The following is a 16,421-nucleotide window of genomic DNA, read 5'->3' as shown; positions in this document are numbered from 1 at the left end:
GATTCAAAATTCAAGATTCAAGATTTTGAACTCCGAATTCTGAATTCTCATTAGCTTATTAATCTCATCCCGACATATCGGGATCTTCGCTACGCTTCGATTGGCACTATATGTCCCGACTTGTCGGGATTAGTTACGGTTGCGTTATTTTCCCATTAACTGCTGCTGCTGCAGCCACTAACGGACCGGCGAGGATCGTTCTTGCTCCGGGTCCCTGTCTTCCTTCAAAATTCCGGTTAGAAGTGGAAACTGCATATTTCCCTGCCGGGACTTTATCATCGTTCATCGCCAGACAGGCTGAACAACCCGGCTGACGCAATTCAAAACCGGCCTCTTCCAGTATCTTGTCGAGTCCTTCTGCTTCAATCTGTTTACGCACCTGCCAACTGCCGGGTACTAACCATGCCGTTACATTATTGGCCTTCTTTTTACCTTTCACGTAACTGGTAAATACCCTGAAATCTTCGATACGACCGTTGGTACAACTCCCCAGAAAGACATAATCGATCTGTTTCCCTTCTAATTTTTCTCCGGGAGAGAATCCCATATAATTTAACGATTTTTCGAATGATATCTTCCCGGCCTCGTCTATTTCATCCAGGCGGGGGATAGTGCCGTCTATAGGCATTCCCATACCAGGGTTGGTTCCATAAGTAATCATCGGACGGATCTTGCCCACATCGAAAGTCACCTCTTTGTCAAAGGCGGCACCATCATCGCTTTTCAGTGTTTTCCAATAAGCCACTGCTTTTTCCCATTTTTCACCTTTGGGAGCAAATTCACGTCCCTTGATATAGTTAAAGGTAGTTTCATCGGGAGCCACTAATCCTCCACGTGCACCCATTTCAATACTGAGGTTGCAAAGAGTCATCCGCTCTTCCATAGTGAGATTGCGTACCGCTTCACCGGCATATTCCACAAAATAGCCGGTAGCGCCCCCGGTAGTCAACTGGGAAATCATATAAAGTGCCATATCTTTTGCACTTACATTTTTACCCAACTTTCCTTCAAAATTGATCCGCATGGTTTTGGGGCGTGTCTGCAGGATACACTGCGACGCCAACACCATTTCCACCTCACTGGTACCGATACCAAAGGCAATGGCACCAAAAGCACCATGGGTAGAAGTATGGCTATCGCCACATACGATGGTCATACCGGGCTGGGTATAACCATTCTCCGGCCCGATTACATGTACGATCCCATTCTTAGGGTTATTTAATCCATAATAAGTCAATCCAAAATCCGATGCATTTTTAGCCAATGTTTCCACCTGAAAACGGGAAATAGAATCACGAATAGGCTTGTTCTGCCACATCGTGGGAATATTATGGTCGGCCGTCAACGTAGTCTGCTTTGGACGGAACACCGTCAACCCACGTGCCCTAAGGCCAGCAAAGGCCTGGGGGCTGGTCACTTCGTGACACAAATGCCTGTCGATGTATAATTGGGTGGGACCATCTTTCACGGTCGTCACCACATGCGCATCCCATATCTTATCAAAAAGAGTCTTCATATATTTTAATTACAAATTACTAATTACAAATTACACCTTCCCACTTCATTCAACGAACTTATTCACAGCGTCAATAAATGCCTCTACAGATGCTGCGACGATATCGGTATTGGCCGAGAAACCGTAATAAACAATATCGTTGTGCTCCACCTGCATGTGGACCTTACCTATGTCATCACTACCATGGTCGATTGCCTGAATAAGGAATTCCCGAATTTTCACCTTCCTGCGGATAATGTTCTTCACCGCACGAATAGCTGCATCTACCGGGCCATTACCACTTGCTGTCGCTTCGAAGCGTTCTCCGGCAATATTCAGGGCTATGCTGGCTACATCGCGCACACCGATACCACACAATACCTGGAGGTATTCTACTTTAATCCTGTCCAAACGTGCATCTTTACCCACCAACATCAGTATATCATCGTCATTGATATTTTTTTTCTTGTCGGCCATTTCAAGGAACTTCTGATATATCTCATCCAATTCCTGGGGTTCGAGTTTCACGCCCAGGCTCGACAGGCGGTTTTTGAGTGCCGCACGTCCACTACGGGCAGTCAGCACGATAGCATTATCATCGATTCCTACATCTTTGGGATTGATGATTTCGTAAGTTTCAACATTCTTGAGGACACCATCCTGGTGGATTCCGGAAGAATGTGCAAAAGCATTCCTTCCCACAATCGCCTTATTGGGTTGTACCGGCATATTCATCAGGCTCGATACCATCCGGCTGGCAGAATAAATATGTTGTGTATTGATATTGGTCTCGAATCCGCGGTCTTTGTGGCTCTTGAATGCCATCACCACTTCTTCGAGCGATGTATTTCCGGCACGTTCACCGATACCGTTGACGGTTACTTCCACCTGACGGGCCCCGTTGAGCACACCCGAAATGGTGTTGGCAGTAGCCATTCCCAAATCCTGATGGCAGTGGGTGGAGAGGATGGCATCTTTCAGGTCTACGTTATCTATAAGATACTTTATTTTTGCTCCGTATTCGTCGGGGAAGCAATAGCCGGTCGTGTCGGGTATATTCACTACGGTAGCCCCTGCATTGACTACAGCTTGTACCACCCGGGCAAGGTATTCATTGTCGGTGCGTCCTGCATCTTCTGCGTAGAATTCCACGTCATCCACGAAACGACGGGCATATTTCACCGCCTTTACGGCCCGTTCGATGATCTCCTCACGGTTGGAGTTGAACTTGTATTTAATATGTGAGTCGGATGTGCCGATACCGGTGTGGATCCGTTTCCTCTTGGCATACTTCAACGCCTCGGCAGCCACCTCAATATCCTTTTCAACAGCACGGGTTAGTGCACAGATAGTCGGCCAGGTGACCGCTTTTGAGATTTCGACTACCGAATTGAAGTCGCCCGGACTTGATACGGGAAAACCGGCTTCTATTACATCCACCCCCAACAACTCAAGAGCTTGTGCAACCTGGATCTTCTCAATGGTGTTCAACTGACAACCGGGAACCTGTTCGCCATCTCTTAATGTTGTATCAAATACATAAATACGTTCCATTATTATTCACCTTTTTATTAGCTTTATAAAAAAGGATAACCTTTCTCACTCGGTGAGAAAGGTTATCCCTATATTTTTTACCTAATGTAAATCACAGATATGCCAGTCTCACCCTCCGAATTTTTCCAGAAGTAGAATAGAAATGACTAGAATATCGACCTGATAATACATACGACAAATTGAAATTTTTCCTGTTTAATGGGTGCAAAGTAAACGCAAAAATCCATACAAACAAAATATTTTCACAATTTTCTTCAAAAAAATTTCATTTTATTCTTTATTTGAGCCAATAATCTCCGAATTGAAACATTATACTACTCAAATAAGTCAAAAAATCAGTATATTATCGTTGATCCTGTTATCCGGTGGATTCGCACAACAAAATAGGACTACACCTCACATCATTCATCACACAAAACATCTATCAGTTGCGAATTGTTCATGTTTGTAGAATATAGGATGCTTTCACTATCACTATATTTATAGAATATAAGATGCGCCTCAGGTAAGCTCAAACAAGTTTGGCTTACCATTCGGCTTTCGATTTTATCAGACTATTTCTCGCTATGGCAAAGTTCAAACAAGTTTGCTCTTTACTCATTTAGCTTAACGAAATAGTTCACTATATTTGCATCATGTTTTTCGACAGTAATGAAATAAAGGAGAAAATGAACGAAGCGGGAAAAGCGAGAAAGCCGTTTCTGTTTGCAGTAGATTTTGAGATGCGGGAGGGATTTTTTGTTGCCGATCCGTTGTCGCAACAAGAGATCCTTTTCGACATCAAAGGCATGTCCAACACCTTCCCTCACGGGCTTTCCGGGACACCCAAGTCATTCTCTTTTCTTTCTCATCAGACAGACAGCTATTTATTTGAGGCCGATCCTGAAGATTACGTCACCTATCTACAGCGTTTTAATGTGGTGATGGACGGGTTGAAACGAGGTGACTCCTACCTTGTCAATCTCACTATAAAAACTCCATTGAGGTGTTCTCTCTCATTTGAAGAAATTTTTCTCTCCAGCAGGGCGACCTATAAGCTCTGCCTGCCAGGCAAATGGGTATGCTTCTCTCCGGAGTGTTTTGTACGGATAGAGCAGGGAAAAATATTCACTTTCCCGATGAAAGGAACTATCGACGGACGTCTGCCTTATGCGCGGGATATCGTGTTAAATGACCGGAAAGAGACGGCGGAACATAATACTATCGTGGATCTGCTTCGTAACGACTTGAGCCGGATAGCTACCTCTGTAAAAGTAAACCGTTTCAGATACATAGATGCATTGGAGACAAACAGGGGATCCATATTACAGGTAAGTTCCGAGATCGAGGGAACTCTGGCGGAAGGGTATCTCGATATCCTGGGAACACTTTTCTTCGAATTATTGCCGGCCGGTTCCGTATCGGGAGCGCCCAAGGAGGCTACGCTTCGCATCATCAAGGAGGCTGAAAAGGAAGCACGCGGCTTCTACACCGGTGTAGCCGGTTATTTCGATGGTAAAAAACTAGAATCGTTTGTATTGATCCGATTCATTGAACAATGCGGTTCACAACTCTTTTTCCGCAGCGGCGGCGGCATTACCGCCAATAGCAGTAGCAGGAAAGAGTACGAGGAAGCAATCCGGAAAATATATCTGCCATTACATTAGTCATTCTAAATTTCGACTGATATGTTTTTAGAAACCATTTGCATACTTCACGGAGAGATTCAAAACATGCAGTGCCATGAAGAACGGATGCAACAGACAGCCGCCCATTTTGGATTCAACGCGCCCAAGTTGCCCGATCTACCAACACTTCTTCCGGATAAACTACAGGATACTAAAGTAAAATGCCGGATCATTTATCACAAGGCTATCCAAGAGGTATCATTTGAATCCTATCTTCTCAATAAGATAACCTCGTTGAAGTTGATAGAGGCGTCGGTCGATTACTCATTTAAATTTGCCGACAGGAGGCAGCTAAATGCCCTGTTGGCGCAAAAAGGCGACTGTGATGGGATCCTTATCACCCGGAACGGTCTTATTACAGATACCTCTTACAGCAATGTAGTATTCAGCAAGGGGGAGCAGTATTTTACACCGGAGAGTCCGCTGTTAAATGGCACCAAGCGGCAAAAACTCCTTCGCGAAGGGGTCATCGCAGAGAGAATTATCCACCGCAATACTCTCCCGGAATATGATTGCATCTACCTTATCAATGCCATGTTGGATATAGATGATGGAATATCCCTCCCGGTATGCAATATTGTATGATTAGATATAGTTCTATATAATACAACACATCTCCTTATTCCAAAAGAAACGGCATCCCCTACTACAGAGAATGCCGTCAAATATATAGATTGTTTATTTCCTTCCGTAATTATCCGAAGTCGTCGAACATGATCATCTCGGGCGGAACACCCAGGCTGTCGAGCATACGCTGTACTGCGTTTGCCATTGGGCCGGGACCACACATGTAGTATTCGATATCTTCGGGAGCATCGTGGTCTTTCAGATAAGTATCGTGGATCACCTGATGTACAAATCCCGGCGTGTACTTCACACCTGCTGCGTCGGCTGCCGGATCGGGCCTGTCGAGTGCCAGATGGAACGAGAAGTTGGGGAATTCCCTTTCGAGTTCATAGAAATCTTCCAGATAGAATGCCTCGATCAGTGCCCTTGCACCGTAGAAGTAAGACATTTTCCGGTCGGTAATTTTTAACGTCTTGGTCAGGTGCATGATCTGCGAACGCAGTGGAGCCATACCGGCGCCACCACCTACCCAAAGCATCTCACGTTTACTATCGAGGATCGGGTGGAAATCTCCGTATGGACCCGACATCATCACCTTATCACCCGGTTTCAGGTTAAAGATATAAGATGACACGATACCCGGATTGACATTCATCCATGCACCCTTCTCCCTGTCGAACGGCGGAGTTGCCACACGTACGTTGAGAGTAATGATATTACCTTCTGCGGGATAATTGGCCATGGAATAAGCGCGTACAGTGTCTTCTTCGTTCTTAGCCACTAGTTCCCACATATTATTTCTATCCCACTCACTCTTGTACTCTTCATCGATAATGAAGTCTGAGTACCTTATCTGGTCATATTTAGGAACCCTGATCTGGCTGTATGAACCCGGTTTGAAATCGAGTTTCTCCCCTTCGGGCAATTTCACCACAAATTCCTTGATGAACGAAGCCACGTTATGGTTAGAGATCACCTCACATTCCCACTCTTTGATACCGAATACCTCTTCCGGCACAATGATGGTCATATCTTCCTTCACTTTTACCTGACAACTCAAACGCCAATCGTTCAACTGTTCCTTGCGACTGAAATGTCCTTTTTCGGTAGGCAGGATCTCACCACCACCTTCTACTACCCGGCACCGGCACTGGGCACAAGTCCCTCCACCTCCACAGGCAGAAGAAAGGTATATATTCTGTGACTGCAACGTATTCAACAGGGTACCTCCCATCGGCACGTCCAGTTCTTTTTCATCGTTCACGGTGATCTTCACGTTACCGGAAGGCATCAACTTTGCTTTGGCTACCAGAATAATCACCACAAGCACCAAAATGATCAGCAGGAATACAATGACACTCGCCCATATCGTCAACCCACCCACGCTCAATAATACACTCATATTTTAATAAATAATTTGTTATTGTCTATTGTCGATTAAATGTCGATTCCGGAAAAACTCATGAATCCGATGGCCATCAACGCCGTAATAATAAAGGTGATACCTAATCCTTTCAATGGTTTTGGCACATGTGAATATTCCAGTTTTTCCCTGATGGCTGCCAGTCCCACGATGGCCAGTAACCAGCCGATCCCTGAACCGAATCCGTAGGCAGTGGCCATCCCGACATTAGCGAACTCACGCTGTTGCATAAACAATGATCCTCCGAGGATCGCGCAGTTCACTGCGATAAGCGGCAGGAAGATACCCAATGAACTATAGAGGGAGGGGCTGAAACGTTCGATAACCATCTCCACCAACTGCACGAAAGAGGCGATGACAGCAATGAAGATAAGGAGGCTGAAGACACTCAGGTCGACTTCAGCATACTCTTCTCCCAGCCATTGCAGGGCACCTGCTTTCAGCACATAGTTTTCCAGCATATAGTTGATGGGCAGGGTGAGTACGAGCACGAAAGTCACCGCAATACCTAACCCCAATGCTGTTTTCACGTTTTTCGATACGGCCAGGAACGAACACATCCCCAGGAAGTAGGCGAAAATCATGTTGTCGACAAATATCGATCGTACAATCAAACTAATTGCATCCATAATATATTCTATAAATTAAAAGTTAAAAGTGAAAAATGAAAAAATGATTTTTCAATTAAATTGTAAGATATTGGATTGTGAGTTCCAATTCTTCACTTTTAATTCTTCATTATTCATTCTTAATTCTTCATTATTAATCAATTCTTCACTTAATTCGTCTCTTCCTGTAGTTCTTTCACCCTCGACCGTTGTATCCATATGATACAAGCCACCAGCAATATCGCCATGGGTGCGAGCATCATCAAACCATTATTTTCATAACCGGCATCGTAAAGCGCCTGCGGTACTACCTGATAACCTAACAATGTTCCGGAGCCTAACAGTTCACGGAAAAATCCAACTACTACCAGTATCCATCCATACCCTAATCCATTTCCGATACCATCCAGGAAAGAGGGCCAGGGGCCGTTACCCAGTGCAAATGCTTCGAGGCGTCCCATCAGGATACAGTTCGTCACGATCAACCCGACGAATACCGAGAGTTGCTTGTTTACATCATAGGCAAACGCTTTCAACACTTCGCTCACGATAGTTACGAGTGAAGCCACCACCACAAGCTGCACAATAATACGAATGCGGTTGGGAATGCTTTTACGCAATAGGGAAATGATCACATTGGCAAAAGCTGTCACCAAAACCACGGCAACCGCCATCACGATGGAAGGTTCGAGTTTGGATGTGACCGCCAGTGCAGAACAGATACCCAATACCTGTACGATAACAGGGTTATTTTTATTCAGCGGCCCCAATAAAACCGCTTTTGTCTTACTTGATAATGCCATTTTCTTTCACTGTTATATTTTCACTAACGAAATTGTCCCACTGTCATTGATTGGCAGTGTGTAAGTTCATTAAAAAATTCTTATATCTACCGACACTGTTGAGCAACATGTTGTCCACTCCTTTACTGGTGATAGTCCCTCCGGAAATACCGTCCACATAGTCTCTCCTAGTATTGGTCTGTCCCGGTTTTACCACAGCCACTGAGGTGAACTCATCATTTCTGAATAGGTTCTTTTCCCGGAATTGGTTTCTGAAGGGGGCAGTCTCTATTTCTGCTCCCAATCCAGGAGTTTCTCCGGCGTGACCGAATTCCGCACCGTAAATAGCACTCCCGTCGGATTCAATAGCCAGGTATCCCCAAATGGGACCCCAAAGTCCGGTGCCGCTCATAGGTATAATATATTTGGTAGAACCGTCGACTTCGGCCTCATATACGGGCAATCCAGCTGCCTGCGGATCACCCAGTTCGGTTGAAAAGGCCGGATCGTTAGGAGTAATCCCTTCGGTACCTTCTACCGTCATCCCTTCATCATTGATAAGATAGGCATTCTTTATCAACTCGGTATATTTTGCCTGGGCCTCGGCCGCACTTACATCTAAGTTGAGAGAACGCAATATCTGCTGCATCTTGTCGGTATTTTCGTTGGCAATCTGCCGTTCGTTCAATACCTGGTGAGTGAAAGCCAATCCGAGTGCCACCACTATCACCATTACCGATGCATATATGATCGTATATCCACTACTTTCCCTGTTCATATCTTTATTATTATTTATTTGCTATTGCTGCCCGTTTTATACGACGTTTAATATTGGCATCAACCACATAAAAATCGATAAGCGGAGCAAACGCGTTCATGAAGAGGATAGCCAACATCATTCCTTCAGGGTATCCCGGGTTGAACACACGAATGGCTACCGCGATCAGTCCAATAAGGAAACCATAAATCCATTTTCCTTTTTCAGTTCTTGCCGAGGTTACCGGATCCGTAGCCATAAATACCGCTCCAAAAGCGAATCCGCCTAACAGGAAGTGGTAATGTACGGGCATCTCCATAATGGGATTCTGGGCAAAGGCATTGACCAGTAAAACCGCGACCAATCCTCCGATAAATACCGAAAGCATGGTTTTCCAGCTGCCCACTCCGGTTGCAATCAGGATTACAGCTCCCAGCAAGATAGCAAAGGTAGAAACCTCACCCATCGACCCCGGAATGAATCCGAGAAACATATCACTGATGGAGAGGGGTTGTCCGGTAATACCGTGAAAAGTAAATTCAGAGAATCCACCGACCTCGGTAGTAGCGATCTGTCCCAACGGGGTAGCACCCGAATAACCATCTATCACCGTTCCTTTCCCCATTCCGAAAGTATCGGCGGTGCGTACCCATACCTGGTCGCCCGACATCTTTGAAGGATAGGAGAAGAAGAGGAATGCACGCGTAATCAACGCCACATTAAAAATATTATATCCGGTACCACCGAACACCTCTTTGGCAAATATCACGGCAAAGGCAGTAGCTACAGCCACCATCCACAACGGAGTATCCACAGGCACGATCATCGGGATAAGCATCCCGGAAACCAGGAATCCTTCGGCCACTTCCTCCTTTTTTATCTGTGCCATGGCAAACTCAATACCGAGGCCCACTACATAAGAAACCACAATATGCGGCAGCATCGCCAGGAGCCCATAGAAAAATTTAGTAAGGAATGTCACCTCCTGGCCAACTGCCAGATAATGCTGTAATCCCACGTTATACATACCGACCAGCAGCGCGGGGACCAGTGCGAGGATCACAATGATCATCGTACGTTTGGAATCGCGCGCATCATGGATATGCACACCCGATTTCGATGTCGTGTTGGGCACGAAAAGAAACGTCTCAAACGCATCGTATGTAGAATAGAGCCAATGCAGTTTCCCGCCTTCCTCGAAATTCGGTTTGATCTTATCAAGATACTTTCTTAACGCTTTCAAAGTTCTATTATTTATAAGTTATATATACTATTGTGAACGATGTTCACTCCATCTCCTTGCGCAACAGGTCCAGGCCTGTACGCACTATACGTTGCAGTTCCAGCTTGGATGTATCGACAAACTCACACAGGGCAAAATCTTCAGGAGCCACCTCATATATTCCCAATTGCTCCATCTTGTCGATGTTGAACGCAATAATGGATTTGATGAGTTGCTCGGGGAAGATATCCATTGGGAATACCTTATCATATTCGTTGGAAACAATGATAGCTCTCGGGCCGCCCAACAGACGGGCATCGAGACGGTATTTCTTGTTGTAAGTGGGATACGTACATCCGGCACTGTAACGTTTGGGCGACAGCGATGCCCATCCAAAAGCCTCATGTACATCATCGCCTTCGGGAATAACAGTTACCTGTGTATCATAAGCACGAAGTACGCCATCCGCATTAATTTTGCGTCCTGTAAGGGGGTTTCCACTGATATATCTCAGGGAGATGCCTTCTGTTACATTCCCTTTGAAAATAGAATTCAACTGTGTACCGACCACCATCCGGTAATAACCGGTCTGTTTCACTTCCGATCCGGTAAGCGCTACCGTACGGGTAAGATCCACGATCCCCTGGTTGAAGAGGCGGCCGATCAGCGCCACATCGGGTGCGCTAAGGGTCCATACGGTCTCGCCCCTGTTCACCGGTTTGATATGGTTGATCTGTACGCCCACATTCCCCGTAGGGTGCGGCCCGTCAAATTCGGTAATCACCACATTTTTGGCTTCACGTAACCCTCCATTGGTTGTTTTGGGGCTGACAGAGAGATAGACCTTCCCCGCAGTCAATTTTGCCAGGGCATCGAATCCTGCCTGCAGGTCAGCCTCCAGTCCATTCAATATAAAATCGGCAGACGGTGCCAATGGAGCCGTATCGAAACCAGTTACAAATATGTCGCGCGGTTCTTTGCCGGGTACCGCCACCACATCGTAGGGACGTTGCTTGATCACGAACCAGATACCGGCATCAAGGATCGATTTCTTCACCTCTTCGGCAGAGAGCGAAGCCACCGTTTTCTTGCCGAAATCTTCGTATTGAGTAGTGCTATCGGCTTTCACCTCAATATAAAGGATACGCCGCTTCTCACCGCGTTCAATGGCTGTTACCACGCCGCTGACAGGTGACGCGAAGAACATTTCGGGATGATTTTTATCAAAGAACAGGGGTGTTCCGGCCTTCACGGCATCATCTACTTTGACGGCCAATTTGGGAGTAATGCCATGAAAATCTTCCGGGCAAATCCTCACATATTCACTCGTCACCCTGCCTCTTAGTGTTTCTTCAGCCTCACCGAGCAGCGGAATTCGTAAGCCTTTCTTAATTTTTATTCGATTAGCCATATAGTATTGTATAAATAACCTTGCCTGTTATCTTTTTGAACTATTTCGTCAAGCAATACGCACCGAAAACAAGCTTGCTTGAATTATGTCATTGCCAGAAATAGCCTAAGTTGCTGATATCCAATGATAAATCAATGGGTTATAATAAGCTGTGTATAATGGCAGGAGAAGTGCCTCCTTCCGGGACGCAAAGATACATTTTTTCCCTTCAAAAAAAGAAAAATTAAAAGAAATTGGAGAAAAAATTCTCCAATTAACTTTTAAGATGCTTTCGGGCACTCCTTTTTCCTATTTATCAAGCACCCGCCATCTCGGGGTCGATCATAATACGCCCGCAATATTCACACACGATGATCTTCTTACCCAATTTGATATCCATCTGTTTCTGAGGCGGTATCTTGTTAAAGCATCCACCACAAGCACCACGTTGGATAGGCACCACTCCCAGACCGTTGCGGGCATTTTTGCGGATCCTTTTGAAAGCGGTCAAAAGACGGGGTTCAATCGTTGCCTCGGTCTTCTTTGCCTTCTCGCGGATTTTTTCTTCCTGCGCCTTGGTTTCCGACACAATATCGTCCAACTCCTGTTTTTTATGCTCCAGATCCGATGTCTTGTCTTTCAGCAGTTCATTGGCAGCTTCAATCTGTTCTTTGATAGAGGCAGCTTCCTGGGCATACTCCCGGATATGTTTCTCGGAAAGCTCTATCTCAAGCGTCTCGAACTCTATCTCTTTGGAAAGATGGTCATACTCCTTACTGTTGCGTACGTTCTCAAGCTGCTTGTTATATTTTTCAATCTTTGCTTTGCTGGTCTCAATCTTACCCTTTTGTAATTTCGTGTTCTCGTCCAGTTGTTTGAGCTCCAGTTCGAAATTGTTAATACGGGTACCCAGACCCGCGATCTCATCGTCGAGGTCGGCCACCTCAAGGGGTAATTCCCCACGCAGGGTCTTGATCCGGTCGATTTCGGAGAGATAAGATTGTAATTTGTACAGGGATTTCAGTTTATCTTCTACCGAGACTTCCTGTTCAGTACTTTTTTTTCTTGTTGCCATAATTCATATTTGTTTATTAATATTCATTCAATCAAGTTTTGCAAATCGTGTGGATGTAATTAAATCGTACACCAAAGACTCACAATAATAACATTATAAATCAAAAAATGCAGTAATCAAACGATGATCAATCGTTTCATTACCACATTTCCCTGTAGTTGCGGGAACAAGTCGGACCGCTTTTTTTACAGATATTTCACCGGGTTCGAGTCGAACGCCGATTTATGTAGTACAAAGGTAGGAAATTTTCTCGAAATAAGATCGAAAAAAATCTCTTTTGTGCAGATTTCCGACTCATAATGGCCGACTACGGCGAGGAGTATACGTCCTTCCACATCGAAAAAGTCATTGTATTTTGCTTCACCGGTGATAAAGGCATCGGCTCCATAAGCGATAGCCCTGGGGATAAGGAATGCGCCGGCACCGCCACAGAGCGCCACGTCACGGATTTCCCTTCCTTGCATTTTTGAGTGTTGTATAGTGGGCAAATTAAAGATATCCTTCAATAAATATAAGAATTCCTGCTCCGGCATCGGTTCCGGCAGTACTCCCACAACACCGCTGCCGTGTTGCGGCCAGTCGTTGGTTATGGGATAGAAGTCAAACACCGGTTCCTCATAGGGATGTACTGCCAGTAGCGCCCGGAGGACCTCTTCCTTCTTCATGACAGGAATCACGGTTTCTATCCGCACCTCCGGTTCGAAATGGAGCCGGTCGATCTCCCCTATATGTGGGTTGGCACCTTCTTTTGCCCGGAATGTGCCTTCTCCCGAGAGGTTATAACTGCAACTGTCGTAATTCCCTATATGTCCTGCCCCGGCATTGAACAAGGCATTCCTGACACTCTCGGCATGCTGGAGCGGCACGGTGGTGACAAACTTCAACAACGCATTTTCGAGGGGTTGCAGTATCTTCACGTTCTGCAATTCCAGCATCTCCGCCAATTTGTAGTTGACACCACCCCGGGCATTATCCAGATTGGTATGCGCCGCATAAAGCGCGATATCGTGCCGGATAGCCTGCAGCATACAGCGCTCCACGTAATTCTTTCCGGTAAGCGACTTGAACGGCCGGAATGCGAGCGGATGGTGCGAGATAATAAGGTTGCATCCAAGGGAGATGGCCTCATCGATCACGTCCTCGGTCACATCAATACATAACAGGATACCGGTTACTTCACGGTTCGCATCGCCTATCTGCAATCCGCTATTGTCATAGCCCTCCTGCAGGGGTAATGGAGCCACCTGCTCAATCGTCTGGATAATCTCTTTTATTCGCATAAATAAAATTACTAATTACTAATTACCAATGACAAATTATTGGGTAGTTTCACTGATAATGCACTGTTAATCGTTTATGGAAATATTTTCCGCATCGTATCGGCAAAGATAGCTCCCATACGCCGTTGGATATAACTATCCCGGCCGTTTTCGGGGTGCCACCCGAACTTCTCGCCGGCGATCTGCTGGTTATCGCCCGTAAAGAGCAGGCTGGTCTGCTCTTTGGTCACGGGATGCACACTGTTCTTGGAGAAACCGATATACTTGTCGAACTCCACCACCGGGAATCCCCACTTCTCCGCCAACTTGCGTATGGAGGTATTGTAGGTCACCCGTCCGTCGTGCCAGTCGGTGCAGAGCACTATCACTGCCGGTTTCCCCATACGGGTATTATAGTATCTGGATTTTTCGTCGAATTTCAAGTTGTAGCACTCCGTGAGATAACGTTTGATCACATAATCGAATGCGGCGGCGTAGTTACTACGGTCGAATGGGATCTCATAATCCGTATACTCCTCCTTCAATGTTGAGGAACCGAACACATCCCTGTCATGCACCTGCATGATTACCAGTGCATCTACCTCTTCCAACTCCTCTTTGGAGTATAGCGTACCTTCCGCCATGCGGTTGGCTGCATCGGCAATCGCTTCCCCTCCTATAGCACGGTTAAGCGGTGTAGCACCGGTCAATTGGCATCCCACTTCGAACCACCCGTTGTTGGGAGATGCAAAAGATGCCCCTGTGAGCAGGAACGTGTACTGGGTTTCACTATTCTCCTGTGCCTGCGCAGGAAAAGTTGTTATAAAAATCGATATTAAAATGAATAATGCCAATGTTTCAATCTGTTTCATATATTCTTCACGTGTTGCCATATCAGTATCTTTAATTATCTAACGCAAATATACAAAAAGAGTTTATTTTTCACAATATCTTGACCGCACCCTGAGCAGCACTTCTGCTGGACATAATCCAGTAATAGCTGCTGATATCGTTATAGGAGCAGGTTACGAATGGAATAGACGAAGAAACCTCCGGAAGTTGTTTGATACTGAGCTATCTTATATCCCTGTATCCCGAAAATAATACGGAGGCATTGAAGCGGTCGAAAGGGAGATGCTGTCGGATAAGCGAATCGGGATTTTTCAACACTTCAAAAAGTCAAGTAGAAGCAAATTTCCTTGACAACAGAAATAGAAATTAATTGAAACAATCGGCCAATTGCCCTATATATAACTTAGTCACTATCCTTCAGAATCAGTCGGAGCGAATTGTTCTTAGTGACATAATTCCATGCCCAGTTAATAAAGACCACCAGTTTATTGCGGACACTCAGGATAAGCATCAAGTGGAGGAACATCCAGACCAGCCAGGCAAACCGCCCTTTGAACTTGACGAAAGGAAGGTCTACCACTGCCTTATTTCTTCCCACGGTAGCCATGGTACCCAGGTTACGGTATTCATAGGATTTCAGGTCTGTTCTGCCCTCTTCGATCTTCTGCAGATTCTTTGCCAGGTTCTTACCCTGCCCGATCGCCACATTGGCTAACTGAGGATGTCCTTTTGGATATTTTTCGGTCTCCATATATGCTACATCGCCAATGGCAAACACATCCTGCAGTCCTTCTACCCTATTGATCCGGTCTACCCTAACCCTGCCGTTCGGTAATACGGAACCTACGGGAATTCCTTCTATGACGTTGCCAGTTACACCTGCCGACCAGATCACATTATTAGTCAGTATAACCTCGCCGTTATTCAAAATAACCTTCTCACCATCATAATCCTTTACAATGGTCCCGGTTTTCACAATTACTCCCATCGACCGGAGATAATCCTCCGAATATTTTTGGGCGAAACTACTCATATTGGAAAGCGTATGAGGACTACCTTCAAGCAAATAGACCTGCACCTTGTCAGAGTCTATATTGGGATAATCTTTCGGCAGGATCTCCTTGGTCATCTCGGCAAAGGCACCCGCCAACTCCACACCGGTGGCTCCTCCTCCCACGATGACAATATTGTACAATCCATCCTTCTTTTCGGCATACAATAGCTTCTCGAAATTATAAAGGATAGCATTCCTTACATTGATTGCCTGGTAGGTCGATTTCAGTACGAGCGAATTCTTCTCTACCTGTCCATTACCGTAGAAATTGGTACGTGTACCGGTAGCAACCACTAAATAGTCGTACGGGAACCTGCCGACAGAGGTATCGACATACTTCTCATCTCCATTCACGGAGTGTACATTAGCAAGACGGATACGGACATCCCTCCTCTTCTGAAATATTTTTCTGATAGGAAACGACACGGTGGAAGGTTCGATCTGCGAGGCAGCTACCTGATAAAATAAGGGAGGAAACTGATGGTGGTTTATCTTATCGATCACAATAATATCGAATACATCCTTTTTCAGATGATTCACAAATTGCAAACCACCAAATCCACAACCTATCACAACAATCTTTTTCATCTCACCCTCCTTCCTTACGGTACTTACCGTAACGTCCATCTTGAATTTCTTACTATAATTTACCGGGATTCTCTTCTTTATCGGGAATTTTCCCGGTTACAATCCCTGATATAAACATCCGGCAGCTC

Annotated in this window: 14 protein-coding genes; 2 read left to right on the top strand and 12 right to left on the bottom strand. The window is 45.5% G+C overall.

What is annotated here, in order from left to right:
* Positions 1-133: 133 nt before the first annotated feature.
* Positions 134-1,516, bottom strand: coding sequence for a 3-isopropylmalate dehydratase large subunit (gene leuC, locus PSM36_RS04250; RefSeq protein ID WP_076929147.1), 1,383 nt, complete (start codon positions 1,514-1,516; stop codon positions 134-136).
* A gap of 45 nt (positions 1,517-1,561) precedes the next feature.
* Positions 1,562-3,049 (bottom strand): 2-isopropylmalate synthase, encoded by a 1,488-nt coding sequence (locus PSM36_RS04245; protein WP_076929143.1) that lies wholly within the window; start codon positions 3,047-3,049, stop codon positions 1,562-1,564.
* Positions 3,050-3,717: 668 nt separating this feature from the next.
* On the opposite strand from PSM36_RS04245, the gene PSM36_RS04240 reads away from it, so the two are divergent.
* Positions 3,718-4,695 (top strand): aminodeoxychorismate synthase component I, encoded by a 978-nt coding sequence (locus PSM36_RS04240; RefSeq protein WP_232001515.1) that lies wholly within the window; start codon positions 3,718-3,720, stop codon positions 4,693-4,695.
* 21 nt (positions 4,696-4,716) lie between these two features.
* Entirely contained in the window at positions 4,717-5,301 is a 585-nt protein-coding gene (locus PSM36_RS04235; RefSeq protein ID WP_076929139.1) for an aminotransferase class IV, read from the top strand.
* Between the two features lie 109 nt (positions 5,302-5,410).
* On the opposite strand, the gene nqrF is transcribed toward PSM36_RS04235, so the two are convergent.
* The 10 genes from nqrF to PSM36_RS04185 form a co-directional block, all read right to left on the bottom strand.
* The gene (gene nqrF, locus PSM36_RS04230; RefSeq protein ID WP_076929136.1) at positions 5,411-6,685 is read right to left on the bottom strand and encodes an NADH:ubiquinone reductase (Na(+)-transporting) subunit F; all 1,275 of its coding nucleotides are present in this window, start codon (positions 6,683-6,685) and stop codon (positions 5,411-5,413) included.
* A 35-nt stretch (positions 6,686-6,720) separates the two neighbouring features.
* On the bottom strand, positions 6,721-7,335 hold the full coding sequence (gene nqrE, locus PSM36_RS04225; protein WP_076929133.1) for an NADH:ubiquinone reductase (Na(+)-transporting) subunit E: 615 nt from the start codon (positions 7,333-7,335) through the stop codon (positions 6,721-6,723).
* A 149-nt stretch (positions 7,336-7,484) separates the two neighbouring features.
* Positions 7,485-8,117, bottom strand: a complete 633-nt coding sequence (locus tag PSM36_RS04220; RefSeq protein ID WP_076929131.1) for an NADH:ubiquinone reductase (Na(+)-transporting) subunit D — start codon at positions 8,115-8,117, stop codon at positions 7,485-7,487.
* Between the two features lie 43 nt (positions 8,118-8,160).
* A complete protein-coding gene (gene nqrC / locus PSM36_RS04215; RefSeq protein ID WP_076929129.1) occupies positions 8,161-8,874 on the bottom strand; it encodes an NADH:ubiquinone reductase (Na(+)-transporting) subunit C in 714 nt (237 codons plus the stop codon).
* Positions 8,875-8,884: 10 nt separating this feature from the next.
* Positions 8,885-10,096, bottom strand: a complete 1,212-nt coding sequence (locus PSM36_RS04210; RefSeq protein WP_076929127.1) for an NADH:ubiquinone reductase (Na(+)-transporting) subunit B — start codon at positions 10,094-10,096, stop codon at positions 8,885-8,887.
* A gap of 43 nt (positions 10,097-10,139) precedes the next feature.
* Positions 10,140-11,486 (bottom strand): Na(+)-translocating NADH-quinone reductase subunit A, encoded by a 1,347-nt coding sequence (locus PSM36_RS04205; protein ID WP_076929125.1) that lies wholly within the window; start codon positions 11,484-11,486, stop codon positions 10,140-10,142.
* Positions 11,487-11,781: 295 nt separating this feature from the next.
* Positions 11,782-12,540: a zinc ribbon domain-containing protein gene (locus PSM36_RS04200; RefSeq protein ID WP_076929123.1), complete on the bottom strand. Its 759-nt coding sequence runs from the start codon at positions 12,538-12,540 to the stop codon at positions 11,782-11,784.
* A gap of 185 nt (positions 12,541-12,725) precedes the next feature.
* On the bottom strand, positions 12,726-13,820 hold the full coding sequence (locus PSM36_RS04195) for a Nif3-like dinuclear metal center hexameric protein (protein ID WP_076929121.1): 1,095 nt from the start codon (positions 13,818-13,820) through the stop codon (positions 12,726-12,728).
* A 74-nt stretch (positions 13,821-13,894) separates the two neighbouring features.
* Positions 13,895-14,692, bottom strand: coding sequence for a DUF5040 domain-containing protein (locus PSM36_RS04190; RefSeq protein ID WP_394333046.1), 798 nt, complete (start codon positions 14,690-14,692; stop codon positions 13,895-13,897).
* A 362-nt stretch (positions 14,693-15,054) separates the two neighbouring features.
* Positions 15,055-16,332, bottom strand: coding sequence for an NAD(P)/FAD-dependent oxidoreductase (locus tag PSM36_RS04185; RefSeq protein ID WP_076929118.1), 1,278 nt, complete (start codon positions 16,330-16,332; stop codon positions 15,055-15,057).
* Positions 16,333-16,421 lie beyond the last annotated feature (89 nt).

Source organism: Proteiniphilum saccharofermentans (genome assembly GCF_900095135.1).
Lineage (GTDB): Bacteria > Bacteroidota > Bacteroidia > Bacteroidales > Dysgonomonadaceae > Proteiniphilum > Proteiniphilum saccharofermentans.
This window is presented reverse-complemented; position numbering and strand designations above follow the sequence as displayed.

What these genes read in the sequence shown, in the direction of transcription:
- PSM36_RS04220 (WP_076929131.1), bottom strand. Translation starts at nt 8,117, where the DNA reads ATGGCATTATCAAGTAAGACAAAAGCGGTTTTATTGGGGCCGCTGAAT.
- PSM36_RS04240 (WP_232001515.1), top strand. Translation starts at nt 3,718, where the DNA reads ATGAACGAAGCGGGAAAAGCGAGAAAGCCGTTTCTGTTTGCAGTAGAT.
- PSM36_RS04205 (WP_076929125.1), bottom strand. Translation starts at nt 11,486, where the DNA reads ATGGCTAATCGAATAAAAATTAAGAAAGGCTTACGAATTCCGCTGCTC.
- leuC (WP_076929147.1), bottom strand. Translation starts at nt 1,516, where the DNA reads ATGAAGACTCTTTTTGATAAGATATGGGATGCGCATGTGGTGACGACC.
- PSM36_RS04190 (WP_394333046.1), bottom strand. Translation starts at nt 14,692, where the DNA reads ATGGCAACACGTGAAGAATATATGAAACAGATTGAAACATTGGCATTA.
- nqrE (WP_076929133.1), bottom strand. Translation starts at nt 7,335, where the DNA reads ATGGATGCAATTAGTTTGATTGTACGATCGATATTTGTCGACAACATG.
- nqrC (WP_076929129.1), bottom strand. Translation starts at nt 8,874, where the DNA reads ATGAACAGGGAAAGTAGTGGATATACGATCATATATGCATCGGTAATG.
- PSM36_RS04195 (WP_076929121.1), bottom strand. Translation starts at nt 13,820, where the DNA reads ATGCGAATAAAAGAGATTATCCAGACGATTGAGCAGGTGGCTCCATTA.
- PSM36_RS04245 (WP_076929143.1), bottom strand. Translation starts at nt 3,049, where the DNA reads ATGGAACGTATTTATGTATTTGATACAACATTAAGAGATGGCGAACAG.
- PSM36_RS04185 (WP_076929118.1), bottom strand. Translation starts at nt 16,332, where the DNA reads ATGGACGTTACGGTAAGTACCGTAAGGAAGGAGGGTGAGATGAAAAAG.
- PSM36_RS04235 (WP_076929139.1), top strand. Translation starts at nt 4,717, where the DNA reads ATGTTTTTAGAAACCATTTGCATACTTCACGGAGAGATTCAAAACATG.
- PSM36_RS04200 (WP_076929123.1), bottom strand. Translation starts at nt 12,540, where the DNA reads ATGGCAACAAGAAAAAAAAGTACTGAACAGGAAGTCTCGGTAGAAGAT.
- nqrF (WP_076929136.1), bottom strand. Translation starts at nt 6,685, where the DNA reads ATGAGTGTATTATTGAGCGTGGGTGGGTTGACGATATGGGCGAGTGTC.